This window comes from Pseudoduganella danionis (assembly GCF_009720775.1).
GTDB classification, from domain to species: domain Bacteria; phylum Pseudomonadota; class Gammaproteobacteria; order Burkholderiales; family Burkholderiaceae_D; genus Rugamonas; species Rugamonas danionis.
The window spans coordinates 345563-366961 of record NZ_WNKW01000001.1 but is presented as its reverse complement, the minus strand read 5'-3'; the positions used below and the strand labels follow the sequence as shown (position 1 = coordinate 366961).

21 protein-coding genes and 1 pseudogene are annotated in these 21399 nt (G+C 60.4%); 11 read left to right on the top strand and 11 right to left on the bottom strand.

What is annotated here, in order from left to right:
* Positions 1-25 precede the first annotated feature (25 nt).
* The 10 genes from GM655_RS01655 to mpl form a co-directional block, all read right to left on the bottom strand.
* Positions 26-1336, bottom strand: coding sequence for an ABC transporter ATP-binding protein (locus GM655_RS01655; protein ID WP_155432890.1), 1311 nt, complete (start codon positions 1334-1336; stop codon positions 26-28).
* Between the two features lie 32 nt (positions 1337-1368).
* Positions 1369-3099, bottom strand: a complete 1731-nt coding sequence (locus GM655_RS01650; protein WP_155432889.1) for an ABC transporter permease — start codon at positions 3097-3099, stop codon at positions 1369-1371.
* A gap of 118 nt (positions 3100-3217) precedes the next feature.
* A complete protein-coding gene (gene corA, locus GM655_RS01645; protein ID WP_155432888.1) occupies positions 3218-4183 on the bottom strand; it encodes a magnesium/cobalt transporter CorA in 966 nt (321 codons plus the stop codon).
* A gap of 106 nt (positions 4184-4289) precedes the next feature.
* Positions 4290-5006 carry a monofunctional biosynthetic peptidoglycan transglycosylase gene (gene mtgA / locus GM655_RS01640; RefSeq protein ID WP_371866681.1) on the bottom strand — a complete coding sequence of 239 codons (717 nt, stop codon included), beginning with the start codon at positions 5004-5006 and terminating at the stop codon, positions 4290-4292.
* Positions 5003-5821 carry a shikimate dehydrogenase gene (aroE, locus tag GM655_RS01635; protein WP_155432887.1) on the bottom strand — a complete coding sequence of 273 codons (819 nt, stop codon included), beginning with the start codon at positions 5819-5821 and terminating at the stop codon, positions 5003-5005. Before aroE ends, mtgA begins: the two co-directional genes overlap by 4 nt.
* Complete coding sequence (locus GM655_RS01630) at positions 5821-6708, bottom strand: energy transducer TonB family protein (RefSeq protein WP_371866680.1); 888 nt, start codon at positions 6706-6708, stop codon at positions 5821-5823. Before GM655_RS01630 ends, aroE begins: the two co-directional genes overlap by 1 nt.
* 85 nt (positions 6709-6793) lie before the next feature.
* Positions 6794-8884: a ribonuclease catalytic domain-containing protein gene (locus tag GM655_RS01625; protein ID WP_155432886.1), complete on the bottom strand. Its 2091-nt coding sequence runs from the start codon at positions 8882-8884 to the stop codon at positions 6794-6796.
* Between the two features lie 49 nt (positions 8885-8933).
* Positions 8934-9557, bottom strand: a complete 624-nt coding sequence (locus GM655_RS01620) for a chorismate--pyruvate lyase family protein (RefSeq protein ID WP_371866679.1) — start codon at positions 9555-9557, stop codon at positions 8934-8936.
* Positions 9554-10132, bottom strand: a complete 579-nt coding sequence (locus GM655_RS01615; RefSeq protein ID WP_155432885.1) for a YqiA/YcfP family alpha/beta fold hydrolase — start codon at positions 10130-10132, stop codon at positions 9554-9556. Before GM655_RS01615 ends, GM655_RS01620 begins: the two co-directional genes overlap by 4 nt.
* Positions 10129-11460, bottom strand: a complete 1332-nt coding sequence (gene mpl, locus GM655_RS01610; RefSeq protein ID WP_229632332.1) for a UDP-N-acetylmuramate:L-alanyl-gamma-D-glutamyl-meso-diaminopimelate ligase — start codon at positions 11458-11460, stop codon at positions 10129-10131. The genes GM655_RS01615 and mpl overlap by 4 nt, the downstream gene beginning before the upstream one ends.
* Before the next feature lie 138 nt (positions 11461-11598).
* Between mpl and GM655_RS01605 the strand changes: the two genes are divergently transcribed.
* The 9 genes and pseudogenes from GM655_RS01605 (at position 11599) to GM655_RS01570 (ending at position 19059) form a co-directional block, all read left to right on the top strand.
* Positions 11599-12249: a hypothetical protein gene (locus GM655_RS01605; RefSeq protein WP_155434071.1), complete on the top strand. Its 651-nt coding sequence runs from the start codon at positions 11599-11601 to the stop codon at positions 12247-12249.
* An 8-nt stretch (positions 12250-12257) separates the two neighbouring features.
* Entirely contained in the window at positions 12258-12806 is a 549-nt protein-coding gene (locus GM655_RS01600; RefSeq protein WP_155432883.1) for a TlpA family protein disulfide reductase, read from the top strand.
* Positions 12807-12890: 84 nt separating this feature from the next.
* A complete protein-coding gene (aroQ, locus tag GM655_RS01595; RefSeq protein WP_155432882.1) occupies positions 12891-13328 on the top strand; it encodes a type II 3-dehydroquinate dehydratase in 438 nt (145 codons plus the stop codon).
* Positions 13329-13415: 87 nt separating this feature from the next.
* Entirely contained in the window at positions 13416-13889 is a 474-nt protein-coding gene (gene accB, locus GM655_RS01590) for an acetyl-CoA carboxylase biotin carboxyl carrier protein (RefSeq protein WP_155432881.1), read from the top strand.
* Positions 13890-14001: 112 nt separating this feature from the next.
* Positions 14002-15387 carry an acetyl-CoA carboxylase biotin carboxylase subunit gene (accC, locus tag GM655_RS01585; RefSeq protein WP_155432880.1) on the top strand — a complete coding sequence of 462 codons (1386 nt, stop codon included), beginning with the start codon at positions 14002-14004 and terminating at the stop codon, positions 15385-15387.
* Between the two features lie 2 nt (positions 15388-15389).
* Positions 15390-16322 (top strand): 50S ribosomal protein L11 methyltransferase, encoded by a 933-nt coding sequence (prmA, locus tag GM655_RS01580; protein ID WP_155432879.1) that lies wholly within the window; start codon positions 15390-15392, stop codon positions 16320-16322.
* Positions 16323-16330: 8 nt separating this feature from the next.
* Positions 16331-16432 (top strand): annotated as a pseudogene (locus tag GM655_RS23140) (MJ0042-type zinc finger domain-containing protein); the annotation flags it as partial.
* A gap of 138 nt (positions 16433-16570) precedes the next feature.
* Entirely contained in the window at positions 16571-18112 is a 1542-nt protein-coding gene (locus tag GM655_RS01575) for a DUF3426 domain-containing protein (RefSeq protein WP_155434070.1), read from the top strand.
* 8 nt (positions 18113-18120) lie between these two features.
* Positions 18121-19059, top strand: a complete 939-nt coding sequence (locus tag GM655_RS01570) for a carbohydrate kinase family protein (RefSeq protein ID WP_155432878.1) — start codon at positions 18121-18123, stop codon at positions 19057-19059.
* 107 nt (positions 19060-19166) lie between these two features.
* Here GM655_RS01570 and GM655_RS01565 read toward each other — a convergent pair whose 3' ends face one another.
* Positions 19167-19685 (bottom strand): YggT family protein, encoded by a 519-nt coding sequence (locus tag GM655_RS01565; RefSeq protein WP_155434069.1) that lies wholly within the window; start codon positions 19683-19685, stop codon positions 19167-19169.
* A 159-nt stretch (positions 19686-19844) separates the two neighbouring features.
* Here GM655_RS01565 and GM655_RS01560 point away from each other — a divergent pair, with 159 nt between their 5' ends.
* Together GM655_RS01560 and GM655_RS01555 are read left to right on the top strand one after the other, a co-directional pair.
* A complete protein-coding gene (locus GM655_RS01560; RefSeq protein ID WP_155432877.1) occupies positions 19845-19991 on the top strand; it encodes a hypothetical protein in 147 nt (48 codons plus the stop codon).
* 113 nt (positions 19992-20104) lie between these two features.
* Entirely contained in the window at positions 20105-21106 is a 1002-nt protein-coding gene (locus GM655_RS01555; RefSeq protein ID WP_155432876.1) for a hypothetical protein, read from the top strand.
* Positions 21107-21399 lie beyond the last annotated feature (293 nt).

The window sequence follows — 21399 nt, the reverse complement described above, 5'->3', positions numbered from 1 at the left end:
ACCAATGCCCGACCTGACCCCGAGCTTAGATTTCGTCCTCTTCGTCTTCCTTGGCCATCTGGATCACGCCGGTGTTGAAGTTGTATTCGAACAGGTCGCCGTAACGGCCCCATTCGATCGCTACACGCAGCGCTTTTTCTGCTTCTTCCGCACTCAGCGTAAACCGCAGCAGCTTGAGGAACAGGTCCTCCGGCAGGTCGCCCGACTTGTCCTGCTCCAGACCATGGCAGATGTAGGCGATCAGCGGCACATGCTCGAGTAGCTGGTGGCCGAACATTTCCTGCCGCTCCGTATTGCTGGCGGCCGCATATTTGCTGCCCAGCTCAGTGAGCAGGATGTCGCCGTTGGTCAGATAGGCAAAGCCCAGCAGTATCAGGCCATTCAACACTTCCAACAGTTCCGCGTCGGTCAACTCGGTTTCTTCGGCCAGTTGCGGCAGGTCGGCACGGCCCAGGAAGGGTTCCTCGGCCAGCAGCTCCAGTATGCCTTCCATGTGGGCGATGCCGGCCTGCGGCAGACGGTCGCCCAGTTGCAGCTTGACTTCCTTCTCGCTGATCAGGCCACGGCGCCCTGCACCGGCCGTCATCAGCTCGTACACCTTGTCGATCAGCTGGCGCACTTCATTGCTTTCCGCCTTGCGCGGCTGCGGCAGCGAAATCGGCAACTCGGCGCGCACGCGGCCCGGATCGCTGGCGAAGATCAGTACGCGGTCCGCCATCATCACGGCTTCTTCGATATTGTGCGACACCACCAATATGGCTTTGGTCGGGATCTGGCCCGACTGCCACAGTTCGAGGATTTCTTCGCGCAAGCGCTCGCCCGTCAGCACATCGAGCGCGGAAAACGCTTCGTCCATCAGCAGCACTTCCGGCTCCATCACCAGCGCACGGGCAATGCCGACACGCTGGCGCATGCCGCCCGACAGCTCGCGCGGCAGTGCGCCTTCAAAGCCGGACAGGCCGATCAGGTCGATCACTTTTTCGGCGCGGCGCGCCCGTTCTTCAGCCGGCATGCCCTGCGCTTCCAGCCCCAACTCCACATTCTTCTGCACCGTCAGCCACGGGAACAGCGCGAACGACTGGAACACCATGCGGATACCGCGTGCCGTGCCATACAGCGGCATGCCGCGATACAGCACCTGCCCCGCATCGGCCTGAATCAGCCCTGCCATAATCCGCAGCATGGTGGATTTGCCTGAGCCGGACTGGCCCAGCAGCGCCACGATCTCGCCTTCATGCAGCGTGAAGTCCACGCCTTCCAGCACTGCACGGGCAGAACCATCGGCGCCACGGAAATGCTTGCCGACGGCTTTCAATTCGACGATAGGAGTGCTCATAATTCGATTCCGATACTTATACTGTTAGCGCACTAGAAGTGCAGGCGGCTCTCGGCCAGCGTGTACAGGCGGCGCCATACAAAGTGATTGAAGCCCATGACGAAGATACACATCACGCCTATGCCCAGCGCAATGCGCGGGAAGTCACCGGCCGTGGTCATCTCCTGAATATAGCTGCCGATGCCGTGCGCCTTCAGCGTGGTCGGTCCCCAGCTCACATACTCGGCCACGATACTGGCATTCCACGAACCGCCCGTGGCCGTAATCGCCCCCGTCACAAAACTGGGGAAAATGGCCGGCAGCAGATAGCGGCGCCATTTGAGCCAGCCCGTCAGGCCGAAGTTCTGCGCCGCGTGGCGCAACTCGGTCGGGATGGTGGAAGCACCGGCAATCACGTTAAACAGCAGATACCACTGGGTACCGAGGATCATCAGCGGCGACAGCCAGATATCCGGGTTCAGGTGGAAGCGCACGATGGCCACCACCGCCACCGGGAACACCAGATTGGTCGGGAAGGCCGCAAGGAACTGCGCCACCGCCTGCGTGCGCGAAGCCCAGCGCGGGTTCATGCCTATCCACACACCGACCGGCACCCACACCAGCGCGGCCAGCGCCAGCAGCAGGATGACGCGCACCAGCGTGTACAGGCCCAGTACGAACACGTGCCCCACTTCGCTCCAGCCCACTTCCGTGCTGATGAAGTGCCCCAGACTCCACAGCGCATAGAACACCACGGCAGCAATCACCGCATCCCACACGCGCTGCGGCACCAGCGAAGGCTGATCGCGCCGCGCACGGATCGAGGTGCCATCATGGCCCAGCCGGAACAGCGCAATCGAACGACCCAGCAGATCGCCAAACCATGCCACGATGGCTTGCGTGCGCTCGGTACGGCGCAGCCACGTCAGCAGCCACGATTGCTGTGCCGTGTCGCTACCTGTTTCCTCGAAACGGAAGCGGTCGGCCCACGCCAGCAATGGGCGGAAGAACAATTGATCGTACATCAGCACGGCCACGAACATGGCAGCAATCGCCCAGCCGATGGCGTGCATATCGCTCTGCGCAATTGCCAGCGCGATGTAGGAGCCGATGCCGGGCAGCTTGATATCCTGGCCCGAGACGGAAATCGCTTCCGAAGCCACCACAAAGAACCAGCCGCCGGACATCGACATCATCATATTCCACAGCAGGCCGGGCATGGCGAACGGCAGCTCCAGCCGCCAGAAACGCTGCCAGCCCGACAACTGGTACACCTGCGCCGCTTCGGACAGTTCGGCCGGCACGGTGCGGAAGCCCTGATAAGCCGAGAAGGCCATATTCCAAGCCTGCGAAGTGAAGATGGCAAAGATGGCCGCGCATTCGACGCCCAGCAGATTACCGGGGAACAGGGCGATGAACGCCGTCACGGTAATCGACAAAAAGCCCAGAATCGGAATCGACTGCAAAATGTCTAGCAGCGGCACCAGCACTTTTTCCGCCAGCCGGTACTTGGTGGTCAGCGCCGCGAACACGCAGCTGAACACCATCGAGGCGCCCAGCGCGATAAACATGCGCAGCGTAGTACGCAGCAGATAGTAAGGCAGATAACTGGGGTCTAGCGACAGCGGCAGCGCCTGCCCCAGTTCATAGGGGCGCGCCATCTGCTGGCTACCATAGGCCATCAGCACAAAGACTGCCAATACGATGGGTAATAAAGCCCAGTCCCAGCGGTTACCGCCGGCTTCCACGACCTGGCGTGGGAAAAATTGCCGTTTTTTGTTCATGTTCGCACTTTCGATGGCCAGCATACCCGATGCGTTTGACCGGAAAGTGACACTGGCGCGATTTTAAGCGATAAAACCGGCCAGCTTTATTACAGTACTGAAAGTTCGAACACAGGGCTTATTTCAGCCAGCCGCGCCGGCGGAAGTACCAGAACGGGGCGATGGCGCTGGTCACCATCAGCAGCAGCGCGAACGGATAGCCGAGCGACCATTCCAGTTCCGGCAGCCACTTGAAGTTCATACCGTAGATCGAGGCGATCAGGGTAGGCGGCAGGAAGGCCACGCTGGCCACCGAGAAGATCTTGATGATCTTGTTCTGGTTAATGTTGATGAAGCCGACGGTGGCATCCATCAGGAAGTTAATCTTATCGAACAGGAAAGAGGTGTGCCCGTCCAGCGATTCGATATCGCGCAGAATCTGGCGCGCCTCTTCGAACTGCTCGGAGTTGAGCAAACGGCCACGCATCAGGAAGCTGACGGCACGGCGCGTATCCATCATGTTGCGGCGGATACGGCCATTCAAGTCTTCCTCGTGAGCGATGGCGTTCAGGGCAGCCGCTGCGTCCTGGTCAGTGAATTCTTCCTGCAGCACGCGGCCACTAACTTCTTCCAGATTCTGGTAGATGCCTTCCAGCGCATCGGCCGAGTATTCGGCGTCGGTGGCGTACAGGTCGAGCAGCACGTCCATATAGTCGGCAATCGAACCGGGACGCGAACGGGCGCGCATACGCACCAGCCGGAACACGGGCAGATCGTCGGTATGCACGGAGAACAGCATTTTGCGCGCGAGGATGAAGGCCACCGTCACGATGCGCGAAGGGCCATCCTCTTCTTCCAGCAGGAAGTCGGTGCGCAGGTGCAGATCGCCGTTTTCCGCTTCGTAGTAACGGGCCGAGGCTTCAATGTCCTTGACTTCATCTTCGCCCGGCAGCGTCACGCCGTAAATGGTCTTGACCCATGCGCGTTCGTCATCCGTCGGGTCGGTCAGGTCCACCCAGACCGGTTCGACCTGCTCCAGATCGGCGCGCGTGTCGATAGGTACCTGGTTGAGCCGGCCGTTCTGGAGTACGAAAACATTAATCATGGGTGCGCGAGCCTTCTGGAAACAGCGCAAGTGTACCCGCAAAGCCCCTGCCTAAGCCAGCCTGTATAGGCGAATTTCCGCACCTACCGTGCTTTTTTCTGCCCGTCTAGGGTAATTCGGCCGAATTCATGCGGCGCAGGATCACTTCCGTGCGCTTGGCCAGATAGTTGGAGTCGCGGTGCTTGTCGAAAAAGCGCGGATTCGGCAGCATCACGGCCAGCTTGGCCGCCTGCGCCGGCCCCAGATTGGCCGCGCTCACGCCGTAGTAATGCCGCGCTGCCGCCTCGGCGCCGAAGGTACCTGTGCCGAATTCCACCACGTTCAGGTAGATTTCGAAGATGCGCTCCTTCTCCATCATGGTTTCCAGCATATAGGTGATGATCAGCTCCTGGCCCTTGCGCAGATAGCTGCGCGAGCCGGACAGGAACAGGTTCTTGGCCAACTGCTGGGTGATGGTGGAGCCGCCCGATACCACCTTGTGCTTCTTGGCGTTCTTGTCATAGGCCTTCTGCATGGCTTCCCAGTCCACCCCGTCGTGGTCGGAGAAGTTGGCATCTTCCGAAGCGATGATGGCGCGCTTGAGGTTATTCGAGATGCGCGCATACGGCACCCATAGCTGCTGGATATTCGCCTTGGGGTTCTTTTCGCGCAGCGCGGCCTGCTGGGCGCGCATAAAGCTGGTGGTGCTCGGGTTATGGTCTACCCACCACCAGATCTGCACGAAGAAATACAGCTGCACCAGCGCAAACAGCAGCAGCGGCGCCAGTATCAACCACTTTAGCAACCTCGGCCAGCGCCAGATACCGCGTTTGCCCGCGCTCACAGCTGCTCCCGCAGTGCCTTCAGCACGGCCGCCGTTTGCGGCTGTACTCCGCGCCACAGGCTGAAGGCTTCCGCTGCCTGTTCGACCAGCATGCCGAGTCCATCCCGCAGGCGCGCACCATGCTGGGCCGCGAACTGCAGGAACACGGTAGGCTGGGCGCCATACATCATGTCCAGCGCCAGTGCGTCCGGCGCGAACACGCTGGCCGGCACGGGTGGCAGCTCGGCACTCAGGCTGGCCGAAGTGGCGTTGATGATAATGTCGTACTGCCCCTGAATTTCGGCATAGCCGCAGGCCGATACCACGCCCTCGCCACCGAGCGCAGCAAACTGCTCGACCAGCGCTTCGGCCGTCGCCACGGTGCGGTTGGCAATCACTAGCTGGGCCGGACGGTATTCCAGTATAGGTAGCACCACGCCGCGCGCTGCACCACCGGCACCCAGCAGCAGCACCCGCTTGCCCGTAATCGGCACACCGGCATTGCGCACGATATCGGCCACCAGCCCGGCGCCATCAGTGTTATCGCCGATGATGCCTTCGTCCGTAAAGTGCAGCGTGTTGACGGCACCGGCCGCACGGGCACGGATGGTCAGCGCCTGCGCCACCTTGACCGCTTCGAGTTTGAACGGCACGGTGACATTGGCGCCCTTGCCGCCTTCGGCGATGAAGTCCTGTACTGCGGCGGCAAAACCGTCCAGTGGCGCCAGCCGGCGTTCGTAGCTGAGCTGCTGCCCCGTCTGGGCTGCAAACGCAGCGTGGATATCGGGCGATTTGCTATGGGCGATAGGGTTGCCAAAAACGCAGTAGCGATCCATCAGTGTCCTCCGCCGCTTAAATCGGCTTGTAGTTTGTCTTCGCGGGTAAATTTGAAAGTAGTGACGATCACCCACAGATCGTCTTTTTCGTTCGACAGCATATTCGGCGGGAATTTGCCGAACGGCGCGGCACGGCGCACGATGTTCACGGCTGCCGCATCGAGCTCAGGGTTGCCGGAACTGCGGTCTACCTTGATGCCGCCATCGGCCATGTAGATGGTGCCATCCTGAAAAACCGGAATCGACAGCACTAGCTGGCCATACAGCTTGCGCCCGCGCGCCTGCGGGAAATTGAGCGTGCCGATATCCTCGATGCGCTTCTGGATCGCCTTGTAATACATGGCGTAGCCCACTCCGCGCGTGCTCGGCGTGATAAAGGTTTTCTTGGGGCGCTTGTTCTGGTCTTCGATGCTTTCGCTGATTTCCGCTGCACGGCGGGCTATCGCCTTGCTGGCGTCGAGCAGGTCGGCACCCGTAGGCGTCGGGTCAGGCTTGCTCTTTTCCGTCACGGGCGGTGCCACGAACGGGGTGTCCACCTTGGCCTGCGTGAGCAGCTTTTGCTGCAGTTCTTCGAGCTGGGCGATGCGGCGCTTGGCCGCCTTGATGCTGTCGCCCGTTTCCATCTTGCGCATGTCGGGCATCGGCGACTTGGAGCGGCCCTGATCAACCGTGCCACCGCCATCCAGATTGGCCTGCGCCAGCGCGTCGGCCTTGAGCGGCGCCTTGCTATGCTTGGCATTCACCAGAATCACTTCCAGCCCGGGATCGGTCGGCTTCACAGGCGCCGCAACGGGCGCCACCAGCCGCACGGCCAGCATTGCACCGTGGGCCAGCAGCGATATGCCGCAGGCCAGATACAGGAGGCGATTTTCTCGGAAGGACTTCACACAGGGCCGCTAGCTAGGGTTGGCGCTTTATAGGCAGATAATATGGGCTGATTTTACGTGAAAGCAGGCGCGCGACAACGGCTTTTTAGGCCGCTGGCGCCGTATCCTCTCCGTCGCTGTCGCCATTTGTAGCATCGGCTGCAGCTTCGCCTTCGGCCGGCGTTTCGGCGCCGGCTTCGGCCTGCGCTTCCACTGCCAGTTCCGGCGCATCCACGGCTTCTTCCGGTGCTTCGTCGTCTTCGAAGTCCAGATCGGCATCGGCTGGTGCCGCATCGGCGGCCGGTATTTCCAGAATACGGGCTTCGATGCTCAGGTCCACTTCGTCCCAGCGCAGAATATCGAGCTTGACCTGCAGACCACGCGCCACCTGCGGCATGCCCGGCAGACGGATGATGAGCGGAATATCGACCAGACGCAGCACTTCGTCCTTGAGCACCACGGCATCCACCTGACGGGCATTTTCCTGCCCCAGCCAGCGCAGACACCAGTAGCGTTCCATGGTGGACTGGTGATCGTTGTAGGCGGCATACGCTGCATCGAACTGCGACACGATGGCGAACAGATTCGCATCCTTGTGCTTGAAGTTGGCCACCAGCGGCGCCGTTACGCCATGCTCGGCGCAGGCCAGAATCTGCCATTGATTGACCAAGTCCGTGTAGCGGCGCAGCGGCGAGGTGCTCCATGCATACTGGTCCACGCCCAGCCCCTGATGGGGTGCCGCGTGCGTCAGCATACGCACCTGCATCTTGGCAGCCCAGCCGCCCACGCCCTGCCCCTGACTACGGTAGATGCCGGGCACGCCATGGTCGTGCATCAGCTTACCCCAGGTGCTGTTGGCAAAGATCATCAGCTCGGCCACGATCTTGTCCAGCGGCGCGCCACGCTTGCGGCGGCTCACCGTCACCACATCGTCTTCCACATAGAAGTTGAAATCGACGCGGTTGTTCTGTTCCGGCTTCAGACCCCACGCTTCGCGCTTGATCATACGGGCCGCTTCCAGCACCTGCGCCCATTGCCAGATCAGGCGCAGCGATTCCTTGTGCGGGTACTCGCCCTCGCCACTGGCCAGCGTCTCTTCGTTGACCAAATCATCGAGATCGTTGTGGCGCAGGTTGTTCGCAATCGGTACCAGTTCCGCACGGGTTTCGGTGGACAGCACCGACCAGTCGGCCATATTCAGCGTGGCATACAGCGACAGCGCCGGGCAGGTTTTACCTTCGGCCAGCGTGAACGCTTCCACCACGGCGTCCGGCAGCATGGTGATCTTATCGCCCGGCATATACACGGTGGACATGCGCGCACGCGCCAGCTTGTCCACGGCGTCGTCCGGCTTGATGCCCAGACCCGGCGCCGCAATGTGGATACCGATTTTGACCTTGCCCTCATCCAGCATGGTGACGGAGAAGGCATCGTCGATTTCGGTAGTTGTCACGTCGTCGATCGAGAAAGCCTGTACATCGGCCACCGGCAGGCCTGCTGGTGCCTGCGGCACTGGCACTTCAGGGAAGCCGGCGCCACGGGGGAAGTTCTCGAACAGGAAGCGCGCCATATGCAGCGCTTTAGGCGATGCCACGCCACCCACGGCCAGCATCAGACGTTGCGGCGTGGTGTGCAGTTCATTGGCCGCCGCTTCCAGCGCCTTGAATTCGATGGTGTTCTTGTCCGGCTTGAACAGCAGTTGCAGCACCATGCTCTGCATGGCTTCCGGCAGTTGCTGGGCTTTCAGCTGATCGACATAGCCGGCCTGTATCAGCGCCTGCTGTTTCTTCTTCTCGATGCCGGCCAGCGCAGCGCGCAGCGATTGCTCGGGCGCCGCCTTGTAACGGCCACGGCCTTTTTTGTAGAAATAGATGGGTGAGGAATGCAGGCACAGGATCAGGCCCGCTGCTTCGGCTGGCAGTGGCGCATGGCCGAAGTACTCGGCGCCCAGTTCGGCAAAACCGAATTCCTCTTCACCGGCCACTTCCCACAGAAAATCGAGGTCGATCTCGGCGGCGATGGTTTTGGCCTGCTCCATCAGTTCGGCCGGTGCCGGCTTTTCGAACTGCAGCAGCACGTCCTTGGCCTTGACCTTGGTACGCTTGCCGCTGGCCATTTCAACCTGATAGGCCTCGCCAGCCTGCGTCATCATGGTGCCGACCTTGAAATCGCCGGATTCTTCGAAGAATAAATTCATTGCTGTTTTTCTGTAGGGTTGATTCGTTGTTGCTATCGTTATTGCTTGCTTATTTACTTGTCTGCTGCGGCAGCAGCGCCAGCACGGAGGGCAGGAACACTTCCGTCACCAGCAGACTGCCCTGCCGTCGCCGGTACAGGCAGCGGCGCGCATACAGTATCAGTTCATCTGCGCCAGCAGCCGCCGCAACATCAGGACCATCCAGCCCCAGCGCCTTGCGCGCGCGCAGCGCCAGCGGATGGCCCGCACGCAGACGGGCAAATTCCAGTTCGCCGCGCCGTACCTGCGGATCGCCGAACAGCGTGGTGCCCAGCGAGCGTTCGCCCAGCGCACTGAATAATGGCCAGTCGCTGGCCGTGGCCGACATCGGCACCACAGTATGGGCAAACACCACAGGCGTATTATCGCAGCGTAGCAGCACCTCGCGCTCCCACACCCGCCCTGCCCTATGCATGCCGATGCTGGCCGCTTCATCGTTCAGGCACAGGGCAGTCTGCTGGTGCAGACACTGCACACGGAAGCTGCTGCTGTGAGCTTTCAGGCGTGCCGTGAGCGAGCCATCTTCCGTCAGCCACGGACGCAGCGCGGCCGGAGCATTCAGCGCCAGCACGTGCGGCTGCCAGCGGGTCTGGCGCAGCGAGGCGCTGCGCGCAGGCGTCAGAGTATGCTTCAAGACTTTGCTCCGATACCGCAGAAGGCTAGCACTTCATCGAGATAGTCGGCAAATTCGCTAATGCCATGGTCGCTACCGTCGATGATGTGCTGCTGCGCCCCGGCATAGTGGGCCACCATGTCGCGGTAGTCGAGCACTTCGTCGCCGGTTGCGGCCAGCAGCAGATAGCGCTGCGGCTCAGTAATTTTGGCGACGGCCAGCGCGCGCAGTTCATCGATATATTCGCGCTTGAACTCGAACGGCTCGTCCGAGTGGTAGGCCGTGGTCACGCCCACGTGCTTGTCCAGATCCTTGAGCGGCACCACGGCAGGATTGAGCAGCACAGCCGGGCAGCCCAGACGTTCGGCCAGCCAGGTGGCGTAATAACCGCCCAGCGAAGAACCGACGATACGCAGTTCGCTGGCCGGCACGCCTTCAATCAGCGCCAGCACCTGTTGCATCGCCAGTTTGGGCGATGCGGGCAACTGCGGACATAGCCATTGCTGTTCCAGCCCCAGCGCCGCCATGCGCTCGGCCATCAGGCGCGCCTTCATGGAGCGCGGCGAGGAACGGAATCCGTGCAGATAGAGAATCATTGAGGCAGCGCCGCGAGGATTTTGCCGTGGATGCCGCCGAAGCCGCCGTTACTCATGACCAGTATCTGGTCACCGGGGCGGGCCGCCTTGACGATGGCCGCTACCAGCGTGTCGATATCATCGTAGGCGCTGGCATTGTCGCCCAGCGGTGCCAGCGTGTCGCCCAGACTCCAGCCCAGCGCTGCTTCGCTGCCGTAACCGAACACCAGATCGGCCGCATGCAGGCTGCCCGGCAATGCATCTTTCATCGCGCCCAGTTTCATGGTGTTCGAGCGCGGTTCCAGTACAGCGAGGATGCGGGTATCCACACCCACCTTCTGGCGCAGGCCGCCCACGGTGGTTTCGATTGCCGTCGGGTGGTGGGCAAAGTCGTCATACACGGTCACGCCGTTGACCACACCGCGCACTTCCATGCGACGCTTGACGTTCTCGAAGCGGGCCAGCGACGCCGCCGCCTGCGCCACCGGCACGCCGACATGGCGCGCCGCAGCGATGGCTGCCAGCGCGTTGTTGCGATTGTGCTGTCCCGTCAGTTGCCACTGCACGTGGCCTGCTACCTCGCCTTGGAAGATCACATCGAAACTGCCATCGTCGTATTCCTTCATGCGCCAGTCTGCCGTCTCGCTGGCACCAAAGCCTTCGCGCTCGCTCCAGCAACCGCGCTTGATCACGCGCTGCAGCGAATCCTGATCGGCATTCACGATCACGCGGCCGATGCCGGGCACAGTGCGCACCAGATGGTGGAACTGGGTTTCGATGGCACCCAGATCGGGGAAGATGTCGGCGTGATCGTATTCCAGATTATTCAGAATCGCGGTCTTGGCGCGGTAGTGCACGAACTTGCTGCGCTTGTCGAAGAAGGCCGTGTCATATTCGTCGGCTTCGATCACGAAGAAGATGGAATCCTTGTCGCCCTGCATGCGGGCCGACACGCCGAAGTTCATCGGCACGCCGCCGATCAGGAAGCCCGGCGCGTAACCGGCATCTTCGAGTATCCACGTCAGCATGGACGAGGTGGTGGTTTTGCCGTGCGTACCAGCCACGGCCAGCACCCAGCGGTCCTTTAATATATGTTCGCCTATCCACTGCGGCCCCGAAACGAAGGGCAGGCCGCGGTTCATGATTTCCTCGATCAGCGGATTGCCGCGCGAAACCACGTTACCGATTACATACAGATCAGGCTTGAGTTCCACCTGTTCCGGTCCGAAGCCCTGTATCAGTTCTATGCCTTGCGCCTGCAATTGCGTGCTCATAGGCGGGTAGACATTGGCATCACAGCCCGTCACGCGGTGCCCCGCCTCTTTTGCCAGAACAGCAAGACCACCCATGAAAGTGCCGCAGATACCAAGTATGTGAATGTGCATAAAGCGAGAACCGGAACTAAAGTAATTAATATGAAGGCCAACAGAAGATGAGATTTTACCCGACCTGCCGCCCTTTTCCCGGTTCAGAGTATGATCACGTTCATGACTGCACATGGAATTCCCGAAGTCCTGCTTTTGCGTGCCGAGATTGCTGCTGCGGCGGCACGCCTGATCGCGCAGGATGGCGCTGACTACAACAGTGCCAAACGCAAGGCGGCGCGCCAGATTCTGGGCGATACCCAGCCGCCGCCTAATCTATTACCTGATCACGCGCAGATCGAAGCCGAAGTCCGGCTTTACCAGTCTTTATTTCATAGCAACACCCAGCCCGCGCGCTTATTCCGGCTGCGCACGCTGGCGGTGGAAATCATGGAAAAGCTGTCGGCCTACCAGCCGCACCTGACGGGCTCTGTATTAAATGGCACGGCCGGCCCGCACGACGACATCCATTTGCAACTGTTTGCCGACAGCGCCAAGGAAGTGGAAATCTTCCTGCTCAATAAGAATTTGCAAATTGACATTTCCGAGACACCCCACTTCAAAGGGCCCCGCTTCGGCATGGTCGAAACCGTCAGTTTTATGTGGCACAAGGAAGGCGTGCACGCGGAATTGTATGAATTGGATGATTTGCGGGGTGCCGTGAAAAGCCGCGCGGATGGCAAAATCATGCGAGCCGATCTGGATAGTGTACGTGCCCTACTAATTAATACTACCCACGATAATATTAGTACCGATCAAACAACTAACGAATAAAACTTATCATGAATCAAAAACATCTGGCTGCTTATGCTGTTGTCGCTTTGTTATTTGGTGCTTCCGGCGCCTATGTCGGCATGAATAAGAAAGAGCCAGCACCGCCGCTGACCACCACCATGCCGGCCGGTGTGACAGGTCCGGTAGCCGAACTATATAAGCAGAGCCTGCCTGATGCGGCCGGCAAAACCCATGCACTATCCCAGTATCAGGGCAAGGCCATGCTGGTGAATTTCTGGGCACCGTGGTGCGCCCCCTGTGTGCAGGAGATGCCGGAGCTGTCGGCACTGGCCGCCGGAGAAGAGGGCAAGAAGCTGCAAGTTATCGGAATTGGTATTGATTCGGCAACAAATATCGCCGATTTTAGCAACAAGTTTAAAATCAGCTATCCGGTCTTCGTGGCCGGCATGGCCGGAACCGAGCTGTCGCGCCAGTTCGGCAACGGTGCCGGCGGCCTGCCCTATACGGTTCTGATCGGCGCCGATGGTCAGGTCAAGAAGACCTATCTGGGCCGCCTCAAATTCGACGAGTTGCGCAAGGATTTAGCAAGTCTTTAACTAGTTTCATGAGTTTTTTTTTCTTGCCATTGCCGGCGGTTGGCGGCAAAATGCGGAACTTTCGCGGAAAACGGTCCTGAAACCATGGCAACTAAGCTGTTACTGCTCAACGGTCCTAACCTGAATTTGTTAGGCACGCGCGAACCTGAGGTTTACGGCGTGCAGACGCTGGCCGACATCGAACGCGCTGCCGAAGCTCAGGCTGCGGCGGCCGGTGCCAGCCTGTCCTGTTTTCAGAGCAACCACGAAGGCGCATTGATAGACCGCATCCACGCAGCCCGCACCGAGGGAGTGGAGGCCATCGTTATCAATCCGGGAGGACTGACACACACCAGCGTGGCGTTACGCGACGCACTGGCGGGCGTGGCGATACCGTTTGTCGAGGTACACATCTCGAACATTTATCAACGGGAATCGTTCCGCCATCACTCTTTTCTTAGCGCGATCGCACTGGGTACGATCTGCGGACTGGGTATCGAAGGATATCGGTTTGCCATCGACTTCGTTCTTAAAAAGCGATAACCTACGCAATCTGCGCGCAACCGCTGCGATTTAGCTCAAAAGGCCGGGTCGCTCATTACACTAATCAAAGACATTCCTGGGGGTTACATGGATCTACGCAAGCTGAAGACCTTGATTGATTTGGTCGCAGAATCGGACATCGCCGAACTCGAAGTGACCGAAGGCGAAAGCAAAGTTCGCATCGTCAAGTCGTCCGCCATGCCACAAAATCAGATGGTCATGATGCAGCCGCAAAGCATGCCTCAATACCACGCCGCCCCTGCTGCCGCCCCAGTGGCCGCTGCCGCCGCTGCCGCTCCGGTTGCCGCTGTGGCCGCCGAACCGACTGGCCACGTGGTCAAGTCGCCTATGGTCGGCACCTTCTACCGTTCGTCCGCTCCGGGCTCGCCAGCTTTCGTTGAAGTGGGCGCCACCGTGAAAGAAGGCGACACCCTGTGCATCATCGAAGCGATGAAGCTGCTGAACGAAATCGATGCCGACAAAGCCGGCACCATTACCCAGATTCTGGTCGAAAACGGCCAACCGGTCGAATTCGGCCAACCGCTGTTTGTGATAGGCTAAGACCGGTTCCTGCCCGCCCCTGCTGGTGGCGGGCTGACCGGCTTGGTCCGCCTTCCCTCCTCTACCTGACGTCACCGGCGCGACCGGTACTCACAGACCTAGCGAACCTATCATGTTTGAAAAAATCCTCATCGCCAATCGTGGCGAAATCGCCCTTCGGATTCAGCGCGCTTGCCGCGAACTGGGCATCAAAACCGTTGTAGTGCACTCGGAAGCCGACAAAGACGCCAAATACGTGAAGTTGGCTGATGAGTCGGTCTGTATCGGGCCTGCGCCATCGAGCCTGAGCTACCTCAATATGCCGGCGATTATCAGCGCCGCTGAAGTGACGGATGCGGAAGCTATTCACCCGGGCTACGGCTTCCTGTCGGAAAACGCCGACTTCGCCGAGCGCGTGGAGAAATCCGGCTTCGTCTTCATCGGTCCACGCTCGGATTCGATCCGCATGATGGGCGACAAAGTGTCGGCCAAGCAGGCCATGATCCGCGCCGGCGTGCCTTGCGTGCCCGGTTCGGATGGCGCTTTGCCAGACGATCCTAAGGCGATCGTGCAGATTGCCCGCAAAGTCGGCTACCCTGTGATCATCAAGGCCGCAGGTGGTGGTGGTGGCCGCGGTATGCGCGTGGTGCATACGGAAGCTGCGCTGATCAATGCCGTGGCCATGACCAAATCGGAAGCCGGTGCTGCCTTCGGCAATCCGGAAGTCTACATGGAGAAGTATCTGGAAAATCCGCGTCACGTGGAAATCCAGATTCTGGCCGACGAACACAAAAACGCCGTCTGGCTGGGCGAACGCGACTGCTCGATGCAGCGCCGCCACCAGAAGGTCATCGAAGAAGCGCCGGCACCGGGCATCCCACGCAAACTGATCGAGAAAATCGGCGATCGTTGCGCTGAAGCCTGCCGCAAGATTGGCTACCGTGGCGCAGGTACTTTCGAGTTCCTGTACGAAAACGGCGAGTTCTACTTCATCGAAATGAATACCCGCGTGCAGGTGGAACACCCGGTAACGGAAATGATTACCGGCATCGACATCGTGCAGGAACAGATCCGCATCGCCGCCGGCGAGAAGCTGCGCTTCCGTCAGCGCGACGTGATGCTGTCCGGTCACGCGGTAGAATGCCGTATCAACGCGGAAGATCCGTTCAAGTTCACGCCGTCGCCGGGCCGTATCACGGCATGGCACGTACCGGGCGGTCCGGGCGTACGCGTCGACTCGCACTCGTATGCAGGTTATTATGTACCACCGCACTACGATTCGATGATCGGCAAAGTGATCGCTTACGGCGCAACCCGTGAACAGGCTATCCGTCGCATGCAGATCGCGCTGTCGGAAATGGTGGTCGAAGGTATCCAGACCAACATCCCGCTGCACCGCGAACTGATGATTGATGCCCGTTTCATCGAAGGTGGTACGAACATCCATTATCTGGAGCAGAAACTGGCCGATATGCCGGATCTGCACAAACTGAGTTTGAGTAACAAGGCACAAGCATAAACATGAGCTGGACTGAAATCGTCATCGAAATCGCCCGCGACCACGCGGAAACCCTGTCGGAAGCGCTGATGGATGTCGGCGCCCTGTCGGTTTCCGTCGAGGATGCAGACGAAGGCACCGACGCGGAAAAACCGCTGTTCGGCGAGCCGGGCATGGAACCGACCGAAGCGGCCTGGGATCACAGCCGCGTGGTCGCCCTGACCAACGAGGACGATGATCACGCGCTGATCGTGGGCGCAGCCGCCGCCCAGATCGGCCTGCAGACCTTGCCCCGCTTCACCACCCGCAAAGTGGAAGAGCAGGACTGGGTGCGTCTGACCCAGTCGCAGTTTGCGCCTATTCACATCGGCAAGAATATCTGGGTAGTGCCTAGCTGGCACGAAGCCCCGGATCCTGACGCCCTGATCCTGGAACTGGACCCCGGTCTGGCTTTCGGTACGGGCAGCCACCCGACCACCCGTCTGTGCATGGAATGGCTGGAAGCCCATCCGGCACCGGGTAAAACCGTGCTCGACTACGGTTGCGGTTCCGGCATTCTGGCCATGGTGGCCAAGAAGATCGGCGCCGGCACGGTGGCTGGTGTGGACATCGATCCGCAAGCCATCGAATCGGCTAAGGATAACGCGCTGCGCAACCAGTGCGAGATCGACTACTTCCTGCCCGATAGCTTCGCTACCTCGCAATATGCGACGCAGCGTTTCGATATCGTGGTGGCGAACATTCTGTCCAGCCCGCTGAAACTGATGGCACCTATGCTGTCGGGCCGCGTGGCCGAAGGTGGTTCGCTGATCCTGTCCGGCGTGCTGGCACGTCAGGCGGAAGAAGTGGCAGCTGCCTACGCCCCGTTCATCAAGCTGGGCGTGTGGGCGGAACAGGATGGCTGGGTGGCGCTGCATGGCCGCCTCGGCAGTGATGTGGTTCCAGCGGCACGCTAACCACAGCAATGGCGCTCGCCACTAAATGCCCCCACTGCAACACGGTATTTCGGGTCGCTCACGACCAGCTGAAATTACGTGGGGGCATAGTACGCTGCGGCTCCTGTAACGAAGTCTTTGACGGCAATGCGGCGCTACTCGCGCCGCCCGCTGCCGCTCCCCTGCCTGCTGCGCCTGCAGCAGCATCCGTAGCACCTTCTGTAGCAGCACCTGCGCCTACTCCGGCGCCAGCAGCGCCAGAACTCAGCATGGCTCCTGCCGCTGCAGACAGCAATCTTTCTGATTTACCCGTTCTGCCGGTCGACGATGGCCATGATGCGCCGTTCGAAACCGAGCCTGAGCCTACGCCGGAACCTGAGCCTGCGCCTATCCCTGCTCCCGAGCCTACGCCTGCGCCCTTGCCGCAGCAGACGCCATTTGACGCCAAAATGGACGCGCTCGACATACGCGCAGCGGAAGCACTGCAGGATGAAGCTGCCGATACCGAAGCAGCGCTGGAACTGGATACCGCCATCGAGCTCGATAGCCACGAAGGCGATCCTGCGGCACAGGCCATGTACGCTGCAGCGACCGAAGCAATCGCCGATCCGCTGGAATTACCGCCGGCCCCGGCCAGCCTGCCCAATGCTATCGACCTGCCACTGGAACTCGATCTGGACATCGAATCCGAAGCAGCGCCAGTCGCACCGGTCGAGCCAGCGCCCGCAGCGCCGGAGTTGGAACCGGAACCGGAGCCCGAGCTGGCACCAGCCGAACCTGAACTGATGCTGGCTCTGGAGCCAGAACCAGAGCCGGAACCATACACCGAACCAGCCAGCCCGGCGCAGACGGATAGCTGGCCGCCAGCAGCGGAAGCCCAGTCTGGTCCCGCGATGGCGGATCATCCCGCGCTGGAAGAGCAGCTGGCGATAGAAACCATGTCGGATGCCGAGCTGGAAGCAGCACTGGCTGCCGAACTGGCCGTGATGGAGCGCAGCATCGGCGCCCCCGCCGAGACCTCCGGCGACGCGCCCAAGGCCAGCAGCGCCAGTGAGCGCATCGAGCCGAGTTTCGACGCCCCGCTAATGCCGGAACCATCCTTCAACGCGCCGGCCGCGTCTGCGGTCGATCTGCACGCACTGGACGACGATGACGATACGCTGGTGGAGCTCTCCTCCGCCAGCAAACAGGCCGCCAGCAACAATCCCCCGACACAGGCTGGTGCCGAGGCCGACCTGCTGCTGCAACCGGCCCGCACCACCGAAGCGGCTGCCGACCAAGCAGCGGGCGAGGAACCGGGCTTTATCAAGAGCGACCGGCGCCGCCAGAAATACGGCAAAGCCATCAGCATCGCCATGGCGCTGGGCAGCGTCGCGCTGGTCGGTGCACTGGGCGTACAAGGCGTGACCACCTTCCGCAACCAGCTCGCCGCAGCCATGCCGCCTCTGAAGCCGGCGCTGACGGCAGCCTGCAATGCACTGGGCTGCAAAATCGAACTGCCGGCCCAGATCGACGATCTGAACATCGAACAGGGCGAACTGCAAACCCTGAGCGACACCACCTTCTCGTTCAACACCCTGCTGCGTAACCAGAGCGCCACGGCGCAAAGCTGGCCGCACATCGAACTGGTGCTGGACGATGCGAGCGACAAGGCCGTGCTGCGCCGCGTATTCACCCCGCGTGATTACCTCGGCCCCGACGTGCCGCTCGATAAGGGCTTCGCTCCGCACACTGAACAAGCTGTTAAACTGTTCTTCGAACTGAACCAGCTGAAAGCCTCCGGCTATCACATCGCCGTCTTCTACCCATAAAACACACCATGAACCAGACTTCCCTGATCTGCGGCTCGATCGCTATCGACACCATACTGCAATTCCCCGGCCGTTTCGACAGCCTGCTGCTGGCCGACCAGCTGCACAAGGTGAATGTGTCCTTCCTCGCTCCGACCATGCGCACCGAATTCGGTGGCTGCGCCGGTAACATCGCCTACAACCTGATGATGGTGGGCGGCGATCCGCGCATCGTCGGCGTGATGGGCCAGGACCACGGCGCCTACACCGAACGCCTGCGCAAGCTGGGTCTGTCGACCGACAACATCCTGATCAAGCCGGAAGCCTACAACGCCCAGTGCTTCGTCACGGCCGATGAAGATAATAACCAGATCAACGCCTTCCACCCGGGCGCCATGTCCTACGCGCACGAGAACGATATCGCCAAAGCCGGTCCGGCTCGCATCGCCATCATTTCGCCGGACGGCCATCTGGGCATGCAGAAGCACGCGGCCGATCTGGTCAAGCTGGAGATTCCGTTCATCTTCGATCCGGGCCAGCAGCTGCCGATGTTCAATGCCGATGAACTCATCGATTTCATCAACAAAGCCACCTACGTCACCGCCAACGATTACGAAATCGAACTGCTGATGTCGCGCACCGGCCTGACCATACCGGACATCGCCTCCCGTCTGGAAGCGCTGATCGTGACCCGTGGCGAGCAGGGTTCCGAGATCTATACCCAGGGCGAACGCATCGTGATTCCGGCCGTGCAGGCGGAACAGGTGCTCGATCCTACCGGCTGCGGCGATGCCTACCGTGCCGGCCTGCTGTACGGCATCACGCAGGGCTGGAAGTGGGAAACCACGGGCCGTCTGGCCAGCCTGCTGGGCGCCATCAAGATCGCCCACAAGGGCGCGCAGAACCACAAGTTCACGCCGGCCGAAATCGCCGACCGCTTCGAAGCCGCTTTCGGCTACCGCTACTAAGCAAAACGACGCCCGCAGGCGTCGTTCCGCATGCAGCGCACCAGTCTCAGTCTGATATGCGCTGCATGGTCTTGCTTAGGCTGCGGCATACCCGCAGCCTCTCCTTCCTAGAAATGACCGCTGAACAGCATCCCCAGCAGAATCTGGGCGATCTGCAGCAGGATCACGGCCACCAGCAGCGACAGATCGAGATTACCCACCAGCGGCACGGTGCGGCGGATAGGCCGCAGCAGCGGCTCGTTGAGCGCGCGTACGAAGGGCGCCAGCGGCGCATGGGGATTCACCCAGCTAAAGATCGCTTCGACGATCAGCAAGGCCATAAAGCCGTACAGTATCCAGCTCAGGAAGCGCTGCAGGGCCGCCAACGCCACCATCTGCGGCGATAGCCCGGCCAGCAGCAGCACCGAAGTCGCCAGCAGCACGATCAGGAAGGCGCCAATCAGGCTGGCCCAGTCATAGCCGCCTACCCCGGGCACGATACGGCGCAGCGGACGCACCAGCCAGTCCGATAACTGGAAAGTGAATTGCGCCACCGAAGCCGGTGGCCGTACGCGGATAGCCTGCATCCAGAAGCGCAGCAGCAGCGCACCGCCCAGCAAGGTGGCGATGGCGTCGACGATCAACATGACGATACTCAGCACAGAACTCCTCCAAAAAAAAACCGCTGTGTGATTGTCTCACACAGCGGCTGGTTGCCTCAGCAGGCCACCTAGCTTTTTATCAAGCTTAGGATGGACGGGTGCTGGTCGGGAAAGGCCAGGCAGCGGCTGGAGCTACCACGGTCTTTGCTGGCGCAGCAGCTGGTGCAGGGGCTGGAGCGGCAGCAGCTGGTGCTGGTGCCGGAGCAGCGGCTGGAGCTGGAGCCGGAGCTGGCGCAGCAGCAGCGGCAGGCGCAGCAGCTGGTGCAGCAGCTGGCTTGGCAGCTGGTTTAGCAGCAGCTTTTTTCGGCGCAGCTTTTTTAGCAGCTGGCTTGGCGGCTGGTTTGGCAGCAGCAGCTGGTGCGGCTGGAGCAGCAGCTACCGGAGCAGCGGCTGGAGCAGCTTTCTTGGCAGCTGGTTTTTTCGCGGCTGGCTTGGCTGCAGCTTTGGCGGCTGGCTTAGCGGCTGGTTTAGCAGCTGGCTTGGCCGCTGCTTTGGCTGCTGGCTTGGTAGCCGCAGCCTTAACTGGCTTTTTTGCTGCAGGCTTAGCTGCCACCTTTGCAGCCGGTTTGGCTGCCGCTTTTACCGCTGGTTTTTTGGCAGCTACTTTTTTAGCGGCTGGCTTGGCTGCGGCTTTAGCAGCTGGTTTGGCGGCGGCTTTAGCTGCTGGCTTGGCAGCGGCTTTCTTGGCTGCTGGTTTAGCAGCTGGTTTGGCGGCAGCTTTTTTAGCTGCTGGTTTTGCGGCTGGCTTGGCAGCAGCTTTTTTAGCGACTGGCTTGGCAGCGGCTTTTTTCGCGGCTGGTTTAGCAGCTACTTTCTTGGCAGCTGGTTTGGCAGCAGCTTTAGCGACGGTCTTCTTGGCGGCTGGTTTAGCTGCAGCTTTTTTAGCGACTGGCTTGGCAGCGGCTTTTTTCACTGCTGGTTTAGCTGCGGCTTTTGCTGCTGGCTTGGCGGCTGCCTTAGCTGCTGGTTTGGCGGCAGCTTTTTTCACTGCTGGCTTGGCGGCTGCTTTGGCTGCTGGTTTAGCGGCGGCTTTTTTCACTGCTGGTTTAGCGGCTGGTTTAGCTGCAGCTTTTTTCACTGCTGGCTTGGCTGCTGCTTTAGCTGCTGGCTTAGCTGCTGCTTTAGCGGCTGGCTTGGCAGCGGCTTTTTTCACTGCTGGTTTAGCGGCTGGTTTGGCAGCGGCTTTAGCTGCTGGTTTGGCGGCCGGTTTAGCGGCGGCTACTTTTTTTGCTGGAGCTTCAGCTTTCGCTGCCGGCTTCTTGGCAGCTGGTTTTTTTGCGGCGGTTGCCATTTTTAGTTCTCCTTCATCGGGGATGGGAAAATTCATTACAAGATTTAAACCCGTCCAGCCCGGGATTAGGCTAGGCGAATTATTCATCGGCACAAACGAAAGCCGTTTGCGCTAATGAATTCGGCACTAGCTGAACTGCTGCCCCTCCTCACGAGTGCAGCACTTCAGCCATCGATCTGTTCGCAGTCCGTGGCCGGCGCAGCGTACAGATACAAATCTTGTCGCGACGTTTTGCGGGTGGTCGGGCGTGTACTCAGCTCCAGGGACCTACGTCGCAGACCACTACTGTCTCACTCTCAAAACAAAAAACCGCCCGGCCTGAACCGGATCAGGCAAGACGGTCGATCAAAAACAGTGTGGTGTCAGCATATGGTTGTGGTTCTGTATCCTGTTTAGCGTCCTGTTTTG